This window comes from Clostridium sp. CM036 (assembly GCF_055081135.1).
On sequence record NZ_JBSJEM010000003.1, the window covers coordinates 1 to 15,689 of the forward strand.

The following is a 15,689-nucleotide window of genomic DNA, read 5'->3' on the forward strand; positions in this document are numbered from 1 at the left end:
GCAATATTGGTAAAGAAAAGAGTAAAGAAGTAAAGAATTAGTTACTAGTTATTAATAAAATGGACATGAATAATGCAATATTGGTAAAGAAATAAGTAAAGAAGTAAAGAAGTAAAGAAACATAAAAAGTAAGAATTTAATTAAAATTGAACAACATAATCAATTACAAAAAAGTTCTCAGGATAAACTAACTATTATTAAGGAATACCAAGGTAAGAATGATACTCTTACAGGAATACTTGAGAATATAAACAATATAAAGTTGAAGTGGAACAGTACAAGAAGTCACTTGCAGATACTCAATCTAAAAATATGGAATTAAAAGATAGCATTAAAGACAAGAATTTTACTATTAGTAATTTAGGAAAAGACATTGAGAATTTAAAAGAAGATCATGAGAAGGTTGTTAACGGATTGAATGAGAGCCAAGAGCAATTAAAAGATAAACATATCGAAGATATTGAACAGTTGAAAGAGAAGACAAATATAACGATGGATAAGGCATTATTAGAACTACAAAAGGCACAACAAGAGCAATTAAATCAAAACCAATTGAAATATAATGCAGAGATACAAGAATATCAAAGTAAATATAAATTACTCTTAGAAGAACTGGAGAAGAAGAAACCAACTCCAAGAGTTAAAAAAGATAATGTAGCAGCAAAAACAATTAAATAATTATTAGAGTCATCATAAAAAGATGATATAATATAAAAATGAGGTGATATTTATGGATGAGAATAAAATGTTTGACCTATTAGAAAAAATATATGTTGAGGTTCAAGAAACTAAAAAAGAGGTTAAAAGTCATACTGATAAATTTAATAATGTTGATAATAGACTTGATGGCCTTGAAAATGAGATTAAAAAATTAGGTGCAAGAATAGACGGAAAACTTATCCCTACCAGTGATGCTCTTTTGGATGGATATAAAGGTAATTCTGAACATATAACGATTATTGATGATAAGATTGACAGACTTCAAATAGATGTAAATAGTATAAGTATGAAAGTGTCCTATAATGATAGTAGGATTATAGAAATATCTAAAGACCTTAGAAAAGTTAAATAATAAGAAACCTTTGGGATAACCCAGGGGCTTTTTTATTTCCAACATATAGGTAACATACAATATAATTTTAATTATGTTGTATGCACTTTTGTTTTATTTCTACACGAATTATGTTGTATTCTCTTATATGAATTTGTTTTTAACAAAAAGCCATTTTAATTTTCAGTATAAAATTTATGCAGATAATATGTACTTTAAATTCAAATAAGCATAAAAGAGAGTAAGTAAAAACTAAAAGAACAAATACACACCTCAGAGTTCGTTTTAAAGCAAACTAAAAATAATATTGATGAAGAACAACATCAAAGTATTGAATGGCTTTAAAAGAAGGAGTAATGGCATTGAAAAAGATATGTATAGTAGAGTATACTAAATACTGGACAAGGGGTTAAATTATAGGGGGGAATAAAATGAATGAAAAAGATTTTTTATATACACTAGAAGAGTATTTGAAGGCAAATGAAAGAGAAGATATATTGAAGCTTATGGAAAATTGTGAATTAAGCTTTAACTATACTAGTGTATTTGCAACTAAATCATATCAGAACAGAGTATATGCAGATATACGAGTACCTATTAATGTGATGAATAAACTTAAGATATTTAAAGGAATTTTAGACAATTATTGTGGAGATATTTTCATAGAGAATGAGCAATATGCTTTCTATGGTGTAGATATTAAGCCCCTTATGGTTAAGAAACCGACAGAAGATAAAGTAAATACTGTTAAAAAGAAAACAAATAGTGTCTTAAGGATATCAAAGTATACTATTGAAACATTAGCACAAACAATTACAGGGGATAACGGGAAGTCTTTTTATAGGGAAGGATATAAACTTGTTGATTTTTTCAATCAATTAGGATTTAGTGATACATATGAAACCGGGTTTCCTACAAGAATTGTTTATGCAAGAGAAAAAGTAATACAAATTAATTCAGATGGAAAGATAGAAGAGTTATTTGAATTACTGCTAGATCCAAGAGAGTATATTGATATTGAAGATACACTAAAAAATATGGTTGAATATCTAAATAAATATTTAAAGTTTGATGGTTATATCTTGGTAAAAGATCTAATGGTATACCACTTAGAAAAAATAAAAGTTACTACCAATGAGCCCAAACTAGTACATAATATTAAAGCTGAACAGCTTCCTAAGCAAAGCTTATCTGTTAAAAAGGGAGTAAAATTATTTTTTTCATACTCACATAAAGATGAGGCTATGAAAGATGAGTTAGAAAAACATCTTATTATGTTAACGCGTCAAGGTATAATAAGTACATGGCATGATAGGAAGATTGATGCTGGAAGCAATATAGATACTGAAATTGATGTTAATCTAAAGGAAGCAGATATAATTTTATTATCAATAAGTGTAGATTTTTTAGCTTCGGATTATTGCTATGATATAGAAATGAAAGAAGCACTTAAAATGCATGAAAATAATCAAGCTGTAGTTGTACCCGTAATTCTTAGAAGTTGTGATTGGACTTCAGCTCCGTTTTCTAAACTATTAGCATTGCCAACAGATGGTAAGAGTGTTTCAACATGGGCAGATCAAGATGCTGCATTTTTAAATATTGCAATGGGAATTAAGAATATAGCTACTAAGAGGTAATACAACAACTAAAAAGGGATTAGCTTCTTATTTATTTAAGAAGTTTATATCATGTACAAATCAATATAGAATGGAGTGTATATTCTCAATTAGACACCATTTATGCAGTAAAATAAAGACTTATTGCATATTAAAAGAGCATAAATGAGGGTATAGGCTAGTTATAGGCATATAAACAATGTCGTGAAATTAATTATTTCACGACATTTCGCTTTTTTGAACCCTAATATATAACGTGCTTTTTATCCCAATATTAACAAAACCAATTTTAATTTATATATATAGAATTTGTAGTAAATTATAGTATAATTAGTCATATATTTATGTCGTACTCGTAATCTACTATGCAACAACTAAAAAAGAAAACTATAAATGTTTGGAGGTTTTATTATTAACAAACTTATTAAACTTATTAGAAGTATTTTAGTTATTTTATCATGTTTATTATTAAGCTTTGGTATATTTGCTTGGGTATCAGGATTAAGGATAAGCGATTCTGAACTTTTACCAATAATAGCTTCAAGTAACTTGGCTATGTTTCTATTGTTTATATACTGGGCATTAGGAATGGGTTCCATTAAATCTTTAAGAACACCAGAAAATAAAATTATTAGAATTTTATCTAAAGTAGGATTTGGAGGAAATATAGTTTTAGCTATACTATCTATATTAACTATTATTGGCTTTGGTATTATGCCTTAATTAAGATTAGATGATATTAATTTTAGTTCACATCTTTCATATATGTCGACACAAGTACCCCCAGATCATCATATGTGAGAGTTTTAGTATATAAGATGTTAATATCTACAAATGCCGTGAAACGAATCTTTCACGTCATTTATCTTTTTACCGTCTCCATTCTGTTGTATGATAAAAATAAAATATTATCGGAGACACTATTTTGAAAATACTTAATTGAATTATAAAAGCCTTCGTTATAAATGTGAATATTTTGTAAACTATTACTTTTTTAGCCTCTATTATACCACAAAATAAGGAAGATTTCAAGTCTTGTACTGTTGATAATGAAATGGTATTAATTATTAGAGGTGATAATTTCATGGAGCAAAAAAGCATGACCGCATTGATAAGCGCATTTTCATGGCATATCATTCAGTACAAAATACAGAAAAAGTATTTGATGATTACTTAGCAAAAGATATTTTAACTGAGAACGAATACGAACAAATTTCAAGTAATATGTCTAAAGGAATCAATTTTTTCAATCCATCATTTGACGGTACACAGAAAGAAGCATTACATTGGATTGTAGATAATCAGTTATCTCCAACGCCACTTGGTAGATCAGCATTTGCGGAAAAAGCACTTGAAAATGCTGTGAGAGTTGGTGCAAAACAATATGTGATTTTTGCAGCCGGTTATGATACATTTGCATATCGTCAGCCTGATTGGTCAAGTTCAAACATTCAAATTTTTGAACTTGACCATCCGGCCACTGGTTCTGACAAACAAAAGCGTATTCAATCAGTATTATCAGAAAAACCTACCAATCTTCACTACGTATCAGTTGATTTTACAGAAAACAACTGGGAAAGCAATTTAATTGCCTGTTCAGAATTTGATCAACGTAAAATCAGTTTTTGTAGCTTGCTTGGTATAAGCTACTATTTGTCTAAGCAGACTTTTGCTGAAACACTCGACACTATTTCATATATTGTGCCAAAAGGTAGCGTTATTATTTTTGATTATCCAGACGAGGATTCATATACCCCAAAGGCAGGAGAACGAACCCAAAAACAAGTAGCACTGGCTGGTGGGGCTAATGAGAAAATGCTTGCAAGCTATTCCTATTCAGAGTTGGAGAATTTATTAGCTGATAGTAATTTCTTGATTTATGAGCATTTGACACCAACTGAGATAACAGAGCTGTATTTCAAAAAATATAATAAATTAAATCCAGAGCATCCTATAACAGCCTTTGATAATGTAAATTACTGTTTAGCGGTGAAAAACTAAAATCAAAATGAAGTAACCCCATATCATTATTAGATGTGGGGTTTAGTATCTTCAAATGTCGCGAAAGCCTCTTTTCACGTCATTTGTATTTTTTCATCAGGCTTCTGTTTTTATACTTTAATATGTATTTATAGTCAATTAAAAAATCTTCAACCTAAAAATCAGTTAAATTTCTAAATTACATCCAAGACGTTATTGTAAGATAGTAGTATGATACTATTATATACATATTTAGAATGAAAAGGGGGATAAAGAATATTATGAAAAAACGTATAGATGTACCTATCGGTGACTTTGAATCGCCAGAGAAATATATGGAAATAAAAGGACATGATGTTAGATTATCAGTACTAAAACTGCATGATTTCAGCGAAACATTAGGTATATTAGCGAGCTTTAGCTTAATGTATACAGGCGATGAAGAATATAGTCATTTTAATAATCTTTCTGAGATTCAAATTAACACACTCAAGAGAATTAATCTCAATAATTCAATATTATGGTATAGTAACTGTTTTGATATCTTATTACAAAGTATTTGGTTTATGGATAGACTATGGAAATATTATAATAGCGATGGAACTTTATATAAAAAATATAGCTTCTTGCATAATAGAGATATTAAAGGACGTGTAGATGTAACTAGAAATAAAGATGGATGGGTACAACTTGCTGAGCATAACTGCAATTACAATAAAATTAAAAAATATTTCATAGCTTGTGATAAAAAGTCAGAAGTTTATAAAAAACTTGAAAAGTTCCAGAGCACGTATATTAAATTTAATGGTGGCACTAAACCAAACATACGCACACTCGCCAATCAAATTAAGCATAATAGCTGTCTGAAATTAAAAGAATTTAAGCCAAAAATAACTTATAATATCACTACAGATAACCCTGAAATAGATAAAAAACTTGCTTCTAAAGAATTTAGTATTGAGACGAAACATGTATTCTATGATGACAAGACTCAAGAGAAACGGGGTAAAATTACTACATATTATGATAAAGATTTCTTAGTAGATATAAAATATGATAATGAAAAGGATGAAGAGTTTCGTGGACAAGACCTTCTTGAAGTTGTATTCAGCATTCCAGAAATTGAAAATGAGCTAAACAATTATCATAATAGTATTATTGAACTGTACAAAATAATTAAAGAAAGTTTTAATGATAATATTAATCAATTACCTTATATTAAAACGACTAAACAAACAACAGAAACAGTTAACATTCATCAACCAGCATTAATATCTTATTTGGAAGATGAACAGGAGGATTCACAGGAAGATAAAGACTAAGTAAGCTTAATATCCGTCGAAATAACAATGTGGAAGACGGTAGCCCATATAGGGAAGGACAAAGCAACGTTAATATATATATTAACGTTGCTTTTAGCGTAGTATAAGAGCAGTTACAATCTAAGCGTACAATTATTCATTTTATCAAATTATATCTCTTAGAAATAATATTAAGCATATGAGAAGCAATATAAAAATGACGTAATTGTAATATATGTCGTCTTAAATGATGTCAATATTAAAGCAGTTAATTGCATACATAAGAATAAGAACGGGTCTATAAGCTAAACAAATGTCGTGGAAGTCACCTTTCACGTCATTTTACTTTATTTACACTTAATATATTGAATGGTTGCAGACGATCCCCGAAGTTTTGTTATATCTAAATAAATTTATTTTTTATATTTATTTATGTATTCAGTTAAAGCCATACTCAACAAGTCCCTTTGGGTAAACATTTTATTTCGAACACAAAACGATTTAAAGTTCTCCCAAACTACGTTATTAATTCTTATTGTAGTTCTGTAATTGTCTTTTGTTTCAACTGGTAATTCTATTATGATGCCATCATTCATATTCTTGTCACTATCTATTAACATCATGATTTTATCATAGTTTTTAGCAAGTTCCATTAAGTTACTTTTTATCTGATGACTAAATGGCATATCATTAGTTGATATGTCTTTGTTTTTATTAGAGTCATCATTTTTGATGACTCCATTCACCGTATCATTATTAATTGATATATCTTTGCTTTTATTAGTGTCATCATTTTTGATGACACCCTTCATACTGTCATTAATAGCAGTGGCAGCCTTGTCTTTTTCATAACTTCTATTATTTGTATCAAAAAAATAATTTTCCTTGTGTAGTTTAGTTTTTAATGTGCTTCTTTTAATTTCTAAATTATCACAAAGCTTATTTACACTTAAATTACTATTTTTTTTCAGTTCTAAGTTTACGTATTTAACTAACTGCTCTATATCTAATTTATTTATATCCATATTCCCACCACCTAATGATTATTCAAGTAATACTCTAGTAACTATTCTATATTCTTATTATAATATCCTTTAATGTAATAGGGATGGATAACATAAATATCGTGAAATCAGAATTTAATGACATTAACTATACATAGGTAATGTAGACCGTTATGATACGTTCAAAGTAAAGAGTCAACATGTTATGTTACATTCAAATTGAAATTTTTATCTTCCAACATCTCAAACCATCCGGTATAATATTTAATCCCACCCTAATAATTTTTTTTCTAAGTTATCAAAATCATACTTTCTTTGTTCATAATCATTAAAAGTACCTTTTTTAACGTTACTTTTAGGAGCTTGATAATCTTCTTTAATTGCTTTAAGTATCCACCCAACCACACTATCAATTTTATTTGCATTTTGAGCTAGAATATATTTTTCTTTAATCTTATTTATATCACCATTTGCAGTATCATTAAGTTTTTTAGCTTCAAGAGCTGTTATATTACTGTCCTGCATTATAGACATGATTTTTTTAATTGAATTTTTTTCTTCTGGTTCAATTAACGTTGCTGAAACTTCTTCCTCAGCAGTTTCAGCTGGAAACTTAATAGAATCTTTGTTAGATCTTTTGGGTTTGTTTGTTTTAACATAAAACTTAATCCCAGTTACCTTTCTTTTAGTTTTTAATTCCTCATACTCAAATGAGATATCACTTTCACCATTTATTTCTTCAAATGCTGGAGTAAGTACATGTTTTCTAAAATCAGCAAACCTATTATAGCTTTTAGGACATTCTAACTTGGCTCTTAAACTATCTAAATTATCGATTCTCCATCCAGTATCCTCAAAGCTCTTTAAATAATAATAAATTCTTTTACTATAAATGTTTGTAAAATTTATAGGATATTTAATTTGATAAAAACAAGCTTTTTTAGCACTCAATAATAGTTTTTTAAGTGTTTGACCTAATTCAATTATAATTTTACCCTCTCCAACAAGATAATTAATACTAGAAAACCAAGCAAAGTATATTCTATTTTCTTTCTTTTCACTGATTTTTTGAGTCACCGAAAATCCTTTACCTTCAAATGTTTTGACTGTTTTTTTTACATCGCCGTAAATATTACTTTTATCTTGTATATTATATAATTTCGCATACTTAGATATATCAATTTCATATTGCAAATTGTCGTCATTTTCAATAGACGCAAAAACCATATCCAAAATATCATTCTGTTTTTTTGTTAAGCTAAATCTTGCTTCAACAATTGTTTCAGGTCGTCTACATATTAAGTCCCCGCCCTTTTTATTTTCCATAATAGCCTCCTATAATCAATATAGGTATATTATTACATGTAGACTGTAGAAAGTCAATTTCCACTTTCTACAGTCATTCCTTCCACCTTAACAGTCATTCCTTCCACCTTTAACAGTCATTCCTTCCACCTTTAACAGTCATTCCTTCCACCTTTAACAGTCATTCCTTCCACCCTTATGCCCTTCAACCCATTACTGTCACTTTGTTTGCAGAATCCTACTATACCTTTACTATACTCTTTACTATACTTTTTACTATACAACAACTGTGGTTGTTATTAATTTTTATTCTAAAATTTAATAAAATACAACTGGAGCAATGGAAGGGTAGCCCGTAGGGAAGGTTCCATTGTGGAAGACGGTAGTAGAGTGTTTTTGCCTATCCCCCCGAAAAGGTATGTTAATATGAGACAGTACCAGCATCACAGCGTACTGAAAATAATATTTAATAAGATATACGCCATATATGTTGCATATCTTATAACTTAATTGTAAAGACTAGTAGTTCACATCCTCTTGAATATTTATCAAACTAATAATTTAGCTCATGTTGTATTGCAACTTTCAAGGCTGAAAAATATTATCAAGTTGAAAGTAACTAGTAATTTAACTCATGTTGTATTGCAACACAATCTTTCTATAGTAAAGAAAAAATGCAGTGGGACTAGTAATTTAACTCATGTTGTATTTCAACCTCAGGGATTTCCTTAAATCCGACTAGTTAGCCTTAGTTGATTTAAGTCTAGTAAAATCAAGTGCTTTGATATTGTAGGCAGCTCCTTTTACAAACCTAAAGCAAACTACGTTATTTAAGTCATAACACCTACGGATATTACACCTAGTCTGTAGCTCTGTTGTCTAATATTAAACAATTCTGGTAAATAGGAATAGTGTATTAGGTGTAAAAAGCTTAGATAACATTGGCGAAGGTGTTCAAACTCTGAAAGGAGGTAAACTTAATGTTAGTTTACATTTTAAACAAAGAAGGAAAACCATTAATGCCTTGTAAACCTTCAAAAGCTAGAAAATTATTAAAAGATAATAAAGCAAAAGCAATTAAAAAAGAACCTTTTACAATTCAACTTTTATACGGTTCTAGTCAGTATAAACAAGAAATAACTCTAGGAGTAGATTCAGGAAGTAAAACAATAGGTTTATCGGCTACCACATCAACTAAAGAATTGTTCTCTTCTGAATTGGAATTAAGAACAGATATTACTGATTTATTATCTACTAGAAGACAATACAGAGGAACTAGAAGGAATAGAAAAACTAGATATAGAAAACCTAGATTTTTAAATAGAGTAAAATCAAAACATAAGGGTTGGGTAGCACCTAGCATAGAAAACAAAATACAGACCCATTTTAGTATAGTAAATAAGATTTATAAGTTATTGCCTATAACTAAAATTATAGTTGAAACGGCTTCATTCGATATTGTTAAAATCAAGAATCCTAATATTAGTGGAACTGAATATCAACAAGGGGAGCAACTAGATTTTTGGAATATTAGAGAATATGTATTATTTAGAGATGGCCATAGATGTCATGGTAAACAAGGTTGTAAGAATAAAATACTTAATGTTCATCATATAGAAAGTAGAAAAACTGGTGGAAATAGTCCGAGTAACCTCATTACTTTATGTGAAGATTGTCACAAGAAATATCATTCTGGAAAGTTGAAAGTTAAATTTACAAGAGGTCAAAGTTTTAGAGATGCTGCATTTATGGGAATTATGAGATGGACTTTTTATAATAGACTTAAAGAAATATATCCTAATGTTAAAAATACATATGGGTATCTAACAAAAAATACTAGGATAGCAAACAAGTTACCTAAAGAACATAGAGTAGATGCAAGATGTATAAGTGATAATCCATTAGCAGTACCACTAGATGATTGGTACTATATTAAACAAGTTAGAAAGCATAATAGGCAAATACATAAGGCTACAACTAATAAGGGCGGTACAAGAAAATTAAATCAAGCACCTTATGAAGTTAAAGGATTTAAGTTATTTGATAAAGTATCACTTGAAGGTACTAAATGTTTTATATTTGGTAGAAGAAGTAGTGGAAGTTTTGACATAAGGAAATTAGACAAGACAGTAATAAGCCGAGGTGTTAGTTGTAAGAAATTAAAGTTATTAGATATTAGAAAAACTTTATTATGGGAAAATAGAAATTTTCAATATAAATAAGAGCATATGTTTTGGGTGTGATATTTACTCTAAAACATATGCTCTTATTTTTTTTAGCTGATAAATATGTTTTAAATTCCGAGGTGTTTTTATATTATTGAAAGTTTGTATTGGCAATATTGTCAATACAAAATATTACCAAAAATATTAAATATTGACAAATTACGAATATAACCGCATAATTAAGAGTGTAGTAGAGAGGCAAGCTTCTTATAGTGATAGCCTTCGGCTTCACTATAACCTTGTGAAAGGGGAATCCCCCTTCAATCCTCCTTAAAATCAAAACCATAAAGTCAGTTCAAAACCTAAAAAAAGGAGAGTGAAAATGAATAGGTCAAGACCAAAACAAATAGTTATTAGAGCTTCAGAAGAAGAATTTGAACAGATAAAAAAAAAGGTAAAAGCTTCAAAAAAGAAACAAAATGAATATCTTTTAAAATGCTCATTGGATAAAGAAATTGTGGTGATTGATGGATTAAGGGAGCAAACAATGGAATTAAAAAGAATAGGTAATAATTTGAATCAACTTACCAGATCCGTGAATGAGGGGAGAGCAAATTGTGGTGAAGAGCTTCAGGACATTAACAAGGAGATGAAAGAAGTATGGCGGTTGTTAAGGTTACTAATTCAAAAGCAAAATTAAGTAAGGCAATCGATTATGTAACTAAAGAACAAAAAACAGAAACTAGATTAATAAGTGGTAAGGATTGTAATCCCTCAACGGTTCTTGAAGAAATGAAAGCAACTAAAGAACAATTTAATAAAATTGAAGGTAGACAGTATGTACACTATGTACAGAGTTTTGCCAAGACCGACATCATAACTCATCAGAAAGCACACGAGATAGGCTTAGAATGGGCAGAGAAGAACTTTAAAGGGCATGAGGTATTAATTGCTACACACAAAGACAAAGAACACGTACACAACCATTTCATTGTAAATAGTGTTAGTTTTGAAGATGGCAAGAAATTTCAGTCAACTAAGAAGGACCTTGAACATCTAAAAGTAATGAGTGACAAAATATGTGAACGTGAAGGATTTTCAGTAATTAAACAAAAAAATCAGAATCCAGAATATTTCAATTCTTACAATCAAGGCAAATATCAAATGATGCATAAATTGGAACAAGGTAAACCAGTTAGTAGTTATCTTTTTAATACGGCAGTGGCCGTAGATAAATCAATAGAAACATCTAAAAATAGAGTAGATTTTATTAAGAATATGAAATCGCAGGGGTATGAAACTAAATGGTCAGATACTAATAAGAACGTTACTTTTAAAGACCCAAAAGGTCACAAGGTTAGACTTGCAAATCTTGAAAAGACCTTTAACAATAAAAATTTTGCAAAGGAGGAAATAGAAAATGGATTTTCAAGAATTAAAGAAAAAGAACTTGCCAAACATAGAGAATCAAATGGAACCAAAAAAAATAGAGGTGGAGGAGATAACAAAGGATTCGGACTTAGTTGGGATAAATCACAAGTTAGAACACCTACTAGCGGAGCAAATAACCATAAACAACAGAATGTTGAAAGTGATGGAGCAAAGCGAGAAGGACAAACAGGGATTAACAAAGAAACTCCAAGAGAGCGAGAAGATAAAGTTAGAGATTACCCAGTCTGTGAACAAAGTAATATCAACAATGACAAACGAAATCAAGGAAATGAAGGAACTGAACTACCAAAAGATAGACAAGTCAGTCCAGTTGCTAGGGAAGGCAGAAATGATAAATCAGACTATATTAACAAAAGTATCGGGGATATTGTACGAGATAACAAACATGAGGGATTTACCGAAATGGAAGGACAGGGTGATTCAATACACAATTCAGCTAGGAGTAACAATTGCGATGATATTAATGGTGATGGGGGCGTATCATCTGATAAAAAACTAAATAAAAATGATGAATTTATGAAAGAGTACATAGAGCAACAAAGACGTAAATCTCTTGCTAAAAAAAAGCAAAAGAATTTAGAGGTTGAAAGATAATACAAGAACCAAAAGGGAGTAATTATGAAAAAATCTAAAATAATAAAAATGATACTAAGTATATGTATGTCAGTGGTTTTACTCATTGGATGTGGTTCGAAAACTGTTACTGATACAAATCAAAACCAAAGCCAAGAAGAAAAACAAGTTAAGCTAGATAAAGCTAATGCAATTAATATTAATTATGATAATGATGATTATAAAACAATATATAATGCGTTTGAAAAACAAGAAATAAAGGCAAAAGAGAAGTATTTGAACAAAACTTTAAAAATTAATGGTGAAACAAATAAAATCAAAAAGGAGAATGGATATATAGTAATTTATATAATGTCTGAAAATCATTCTTATGATGCTCACCTTTATTTTAAAGATAATGAAGAAAATGAGGCTAAAATAGCAAGATTTAAAAAATGGGACAATGCTTCTGCAGGAGATATAATAACTATATATGGTATTTTTGAAGAATTTGCAAAAAGACCAAACGAAGACACTTATTATATAAAATTAACTAATTGTGAATTTATTTAAAAAGGAGTGACAACCAAATGGGATTTTTTGACGAAATAACAGTTGAGACTATAGGACAAGAAGTACAAAAACAGATTACTAATTTTGATGAGACAGTAAAAGGAATGAGCGATTTACTTGCATTTGGATTAACGGATGGCAAGTATCATGGATTATATGAGGTTGCACATAGTATAAGTTTGGCTATTGGTGGTGTTTGCTTAGCAATGGCAGTTATATATGCTTATTTTGCTATAGTAAAGGAAGGTATAGGTTTGCGGGGAGATTGGAAGAAGATTGTTACAATTTTATTGCGACTGTCAATAACTAAAGGGTTGATAGATACATCGACGCAATTTGTATCGTGGATTTTCTCATTTTTTGCGAAAATATCACAGATAGTTATACAGACGACAACAACAGGTAAGGGTGGATTAAGTTCTCTTTTTAATGTTAATGATATTGCAAAGGGTTTAAATGTTACTAATGACAGTGGTATTATGGATAAATTTATGGCACTTCAATATGCGAAATTTTTAGGGTTTGGGTTTTTTATTCTTACAATAATTATATTTATAATCGGAGTAGCTAGAATATTAAAAATATATACATTACTCGCTTTTTGTTCAGTTGCCTTTGCTAAAATTCCGTTATATGGGTTTGAAGGATGTAAAGAATATTTAAAAGAAATGTGTGCTCTTGGTTTGCAAGGTGGGATAATTATGGCTACAATTTCCCTGTTCGAGGTTGCGAGTGTAAGTATCGCAGATATAGTTGGCACAACGAGTACGTGGGGTTCGTTCGCTGGTATAATTGTTATGGCAATTAGTATGATATTAGTAATATTTAAATCAGAAGAAATTGCAAGAAAGGTTGTATAATATGAGAGTGTTTAAGTTAATAAATAAGTTTTTTAAAAGTAATTACTTTATACCAATAGAGCTATTTTTAGCGTTCACATTTTTTGAGATTGGTGCACTATTATTGGGATTTTATGCAGTATTCACTATTGCATTAGGTGTTGAAATTTTTTTAATTAAAATAAGTTTTGTTTTTTTAGGTTTTTTTATATTATATAAGATAACAAAAAAATTTAAAAAAACAGATAAATCTTTTAAAGATTGGATGTTATTAAAAAAATAAAATTTGTGCTAGCACCTAGCACAATAATATAAAGTAAAAATAAAAAAGGCAGTAACCGAAGTTACAACCAATTCACCAAAATTAAGTATAACACGGTTGCTCCTTGAAATAAATAAATAAATTAGGAGTGATTTAAATGTATAAGACGGAAAAACAAAAATTATTAAATATAATTGACAGATTAACTAAAGCAATAGAAAATAGAGATTATGAGGAATATATTAAAGAAGAGCATAGAAAAGATTTTACGTTTGGGCAATTAGATGCACTGTTAGTTGTTTGGGAAACAATTAAATATGATTTTTAGTATTATAAAAATTAATTAAAAAACATAAATAGTATTATATATATGAGTATCTAAAAAGGTACTCTTTTTTATGTATATTTTGGGCAACGGAGGGGTTGTCATTAGGGTGACAAGATTTAGGTGTCTGCATGCCAGTTAGCATGTAACGCTCGTATGAGGGTTTCAGATTCCACTCCATACAAACGTACTCGCTATGTCTTCGACGGTAATCCTTTGAATTTGAAAGAGTAAACACTCTGAATGAATATAAAAAGCAAATAATGGAGAAAGGGGAATATAAATATGAATAATGATATTAAAATTTGTAATTTTATTGATGATAAAATGATGACAACAACAGGTGCGGAACAAAAAGAATGGGTTAGAAAATATGACATTTTTACTAGTAGGAGTTTATTTGAGAAATTTCAAAAATTTGATAAATTAGCAGAAGTAGAAAAAATACGAATGGAGCTTTTAAAATATGTACAATAAAAATGAAAAAACTAAGTATACAGTTTTTGCTGGAATTAATGGAGCGGGTAAATCATCTTTATATGGAGAAGTTGATAAAGAACTTTTAGGAGTAAGAATTAATGCAGATGAAATTGCGAAAGAGATAGGAGATTTTAATGACCCTAAAATACAATTTAAAGCAGGAAGAATAGCAGTAGAAACAATGAGAAATTGTATAAAAGATAAGGTTGATTTTAATCAAGAAACGGTTTTATCAGGGAAAAACACAATAGTACAAATACAAAAACTGAAAAGTGAAGGCTATAGAATAAGGTTAATGTATATTGGATTAGAAAATAAAGAATTAGCAGTTAAAAGGGTTGCTGAAAGGGTAAAGAATGGCGGTCATAATATTTCTAAATCACTTATCTATGAGCGTTATAATAAAAGTCTTGAGAATTTAAAACTTGCTATGAAACTTGCTGATGAGATTAGAATATATGATAATTCAAAGGATCAAAAAGAAAGAGAAACATTATTTTTAGTAAAAGATAATAAAATAATTTATGAAGCTAAAGAAATACCAATGTGGTTTAAAGTCGTTCGGGCGAGCTTTAATTAATTTCCACTGCAATCTGATGCAAGTTCAAAAAATGTGCTAGCTCCTAGCACATTTTTTCAATGACTTAAAATCAAAGAATTAAAAAATTAATTTTGAACAAAGTTTGAGAGGGTAAAATATGAATAATGCAATACTGGTAAAGAAAAGAGTAAAGAAGTAAAGAATTAGTTACTAGTTATTGATAAAATGGATATGAATAAT

The 15,689-nt window shown here is 29.2% G+C and carries 16 protein-coding genes and 1 pseudogene; 15 read left to right on the forward strand and 2 right to left on the reverse strand.

Annotated elements, in window-relative coordinates; all coding sequences use genetic code 11:
• Positions 1-267: 267 nt before the first annotated feature.
• The 6 genes and pseudogenes from ACWJKE_RS18415 (at position 268) to ACWJKE_RS18440 (ending at position 5,972) form a co-directional block, all read left to right on the forward strand.
• The gene (locus ACWJKE_RS18415) at positions 268-678 is read left to right on the forward strand and encodes a hypothetical protein (protein WP_462959403.1); all 411 of its coding nucleotides are present in this window, start codon (positions 268-270) and stop codon (positions 676-678) included.
• A 52-nt stretch (positions 679-730) separates the two neighbouring features.
• Positions 731-1,072, forward strand: a complete 342-nt coding sequence (locus ACWJKE_RS18420; RefSeq protein ID WP_462959404.1) for a hypothetical protein — start codon at positions 731-733, stop codon at positions 1,070-1,072.
• A 410-nt stretch (positions 1,073-1,482) separates the two neighbouring features.
• Positions 1,483-2,691: a toll/interleukin-1 receptor domain-containing protein gene (locus ACWJKE_RS18425; protein ID WP_462959405.1), complete on the forward strand. Its 1,209-nt coding sequence runs from the start codon at positions 1,483-1,485 to the stop codon at positions 2,689-2,691.
• 372 nt (positions 2,692-3,063) lie between these two features.
• The gene (locus ACWJKE_RS18430) at positions 3,064-3,393 is read left to right on the forward strand and encodes a hypothetical protein (RefSeq protein ID WP_462959406.1); all 330 of its coding nucleotides are present in this window, start codon (positions 3,064-3,066) and stop codon (positions 3,391-3,393) included.
• A 361-nt stretch (positions 3,394-3,754) separates the two neighbouring features.
• A pseudogene (locus tag ACWJKE_RS18435) lies at positions 3,755-4,671 on the forward strand (class I SAM-dependent methyltransferase).
• A gap of 260 nt (positions 4,672-4,931) precedes the next feature.
• Positions 4,932-5,972 carry a hypothetical protein gene (locus ACWJKE_RS18440; protein ID WP_462959407.1) on the forward strand — a complete coding sequence of 347 codons (1,041 nt, stop codon included), beginning with the start codon at positions 4,932-4,934 and terminating at the stop codon, positions 5,970-5,972.
• A gap of 392 nt (positions 5,973-6,364) precedes the next feature.
• Here the strand turns inward: ACWJKE_RS18440 and ACWJKE_RS18445 are convergent, their stop codons facing one another.
• Positions 6,365-6,976: a hypothetical protein gene (locus ACWJKE_RS18445; protein ID WP_462959408.1), complete on the reverse strand. Its 612-nt coding sequence runs from the start codon at positions 6,974-6,976 to the stop codon at positions 6,365-6,367.
• A 243-nt stretch (positions 6,977-7,219) separates the two neighbouring features.
• On the reverse strand, positions 7,220-8,281 hold the full coding sequence (locus ACWJKE_RS18450) for a replication initiation protein (RefSeq protein WP_462959409.1): 1,062 nt from the start codon (positions 8,279-8,281) through the stop codon (positions 7,220-7,222).
• 959 nt (positions 8,282-9,240) lie between these two features.
• On the opposite strand from ACWJKE_RS18450, the gene iscB reads away from it, so the two are divergent.
• The 9 genes from iscB to ACWJKE_RS18495 all read left to right on the forward strand — a co-directional run bounded on the left by iscB (position 9,241) and on the right by ACWJKE_RS18495 (position 15,488).
• Positions 9,241-10,482 (forward strand): RNA-guided endonuclease IscB, encoded by a 1,242-nt coding sequence (gene iscB / locus ACWJKE_RS18455; RefSeq protein WP_462959394.1) that lies wholly within the window; start codon positions 9,241-9,243, stop codon positions 10,480-10,482.
• Positions 10,483-10,807: 325 nt separating this feature from the next.
• Positions 10,808-11,125, forward strand: a complete 318-nt coding sequence (locus ACWJKE_RS18460; protein WP_462959395.1) for a plasmid mobilization protein — start codon at positions 10,808-10,810, stop codon at positions 11,123-11,125.
• Positions 11,086-12,471, forward strand: a complete 1,386-nt coding sequence (locus tag ACWJKE_RS18465; protein WP_462959396.1) for a relaxase/mobilization nuclease domain-containing protein — start codon at positions 11,086-11,088, stop codon at positions 12,469-12,471. Before ACWJKE_RS18460 ends, ACWJKE_RS18465 begins: the two co-directional genes overlap by 40 nt.
• Positions 12,472-12,495: 24 nt before the next feature.
• Positions 12,496-13,002: an OB-fold protein gene (locus tag ACWJKE_RS18470; protein WP_462959397.1), complete on the forward strand. Its 507-nt coding sequence runs from the start codon at positions 12,496-12,498 to the stop codon at positions 13,000-13,002.
• Positions 13,003-13,019: 17 nt separating this feature from the next.
• Entirely contained in the window at positions 13,020-13,862 is an 843-nt protein-coding gene (locus tag ACWJKE_RS18475; protein ID WP_462959398.1) for a hypothetical protein, read from the forward strand.
• 1 nt (position 13,863) lies between these two features.
• Positions 13,864-14,124: a hypothetical protein gene (locus ACWJKE_RS18480; protein WP_462959399.1), complete on the forward strand. Its 261-nt coding sequence runs from the start codon at positions 13,864-13,866 to the stop codon at positions 14,122-14,124.
• Positions 14,125-14,260: 136 nt separating this feature from the next.
• Positions 14,261-14,431, forward strand: coding sequence for a hypothetical protein (locus tag ACWJKE_RS18485; protein ID WP_462959400.1), 171 nt, complete (start codon positions 14,261-14,263; stop codon positions 14,429-14,431).
• A gap of 282 nt (positions 14,432-14,713) precedes the next feature.
• On the forward strand, positions 14,714-14,905 hold the full coding sequence (locus tag ACWJKE_RS18490) for a hypothetical protein (RefSeq protein WP_462959401.1): 192 nt from the start codon (positions 14,714-14,716) through the stop codon (positions 14,903-14,905).
• Complete coding sequence (locus ACWJKE_RS18495; protein ID WP_462959402.1) at positions 14,895-15,488, forward strand: zeta toxin family protein; 594 nt, start codon at positions 14,895-14,897, stop codon at positions 15,486-15,488. Before ACWJKE_RS18490 ends, ACWJKE_RS18495 begins: the two co-directional genes overlap by 11 nt.
• Positions 15,489-15,689: the final 201 nt, after the last annotated feature.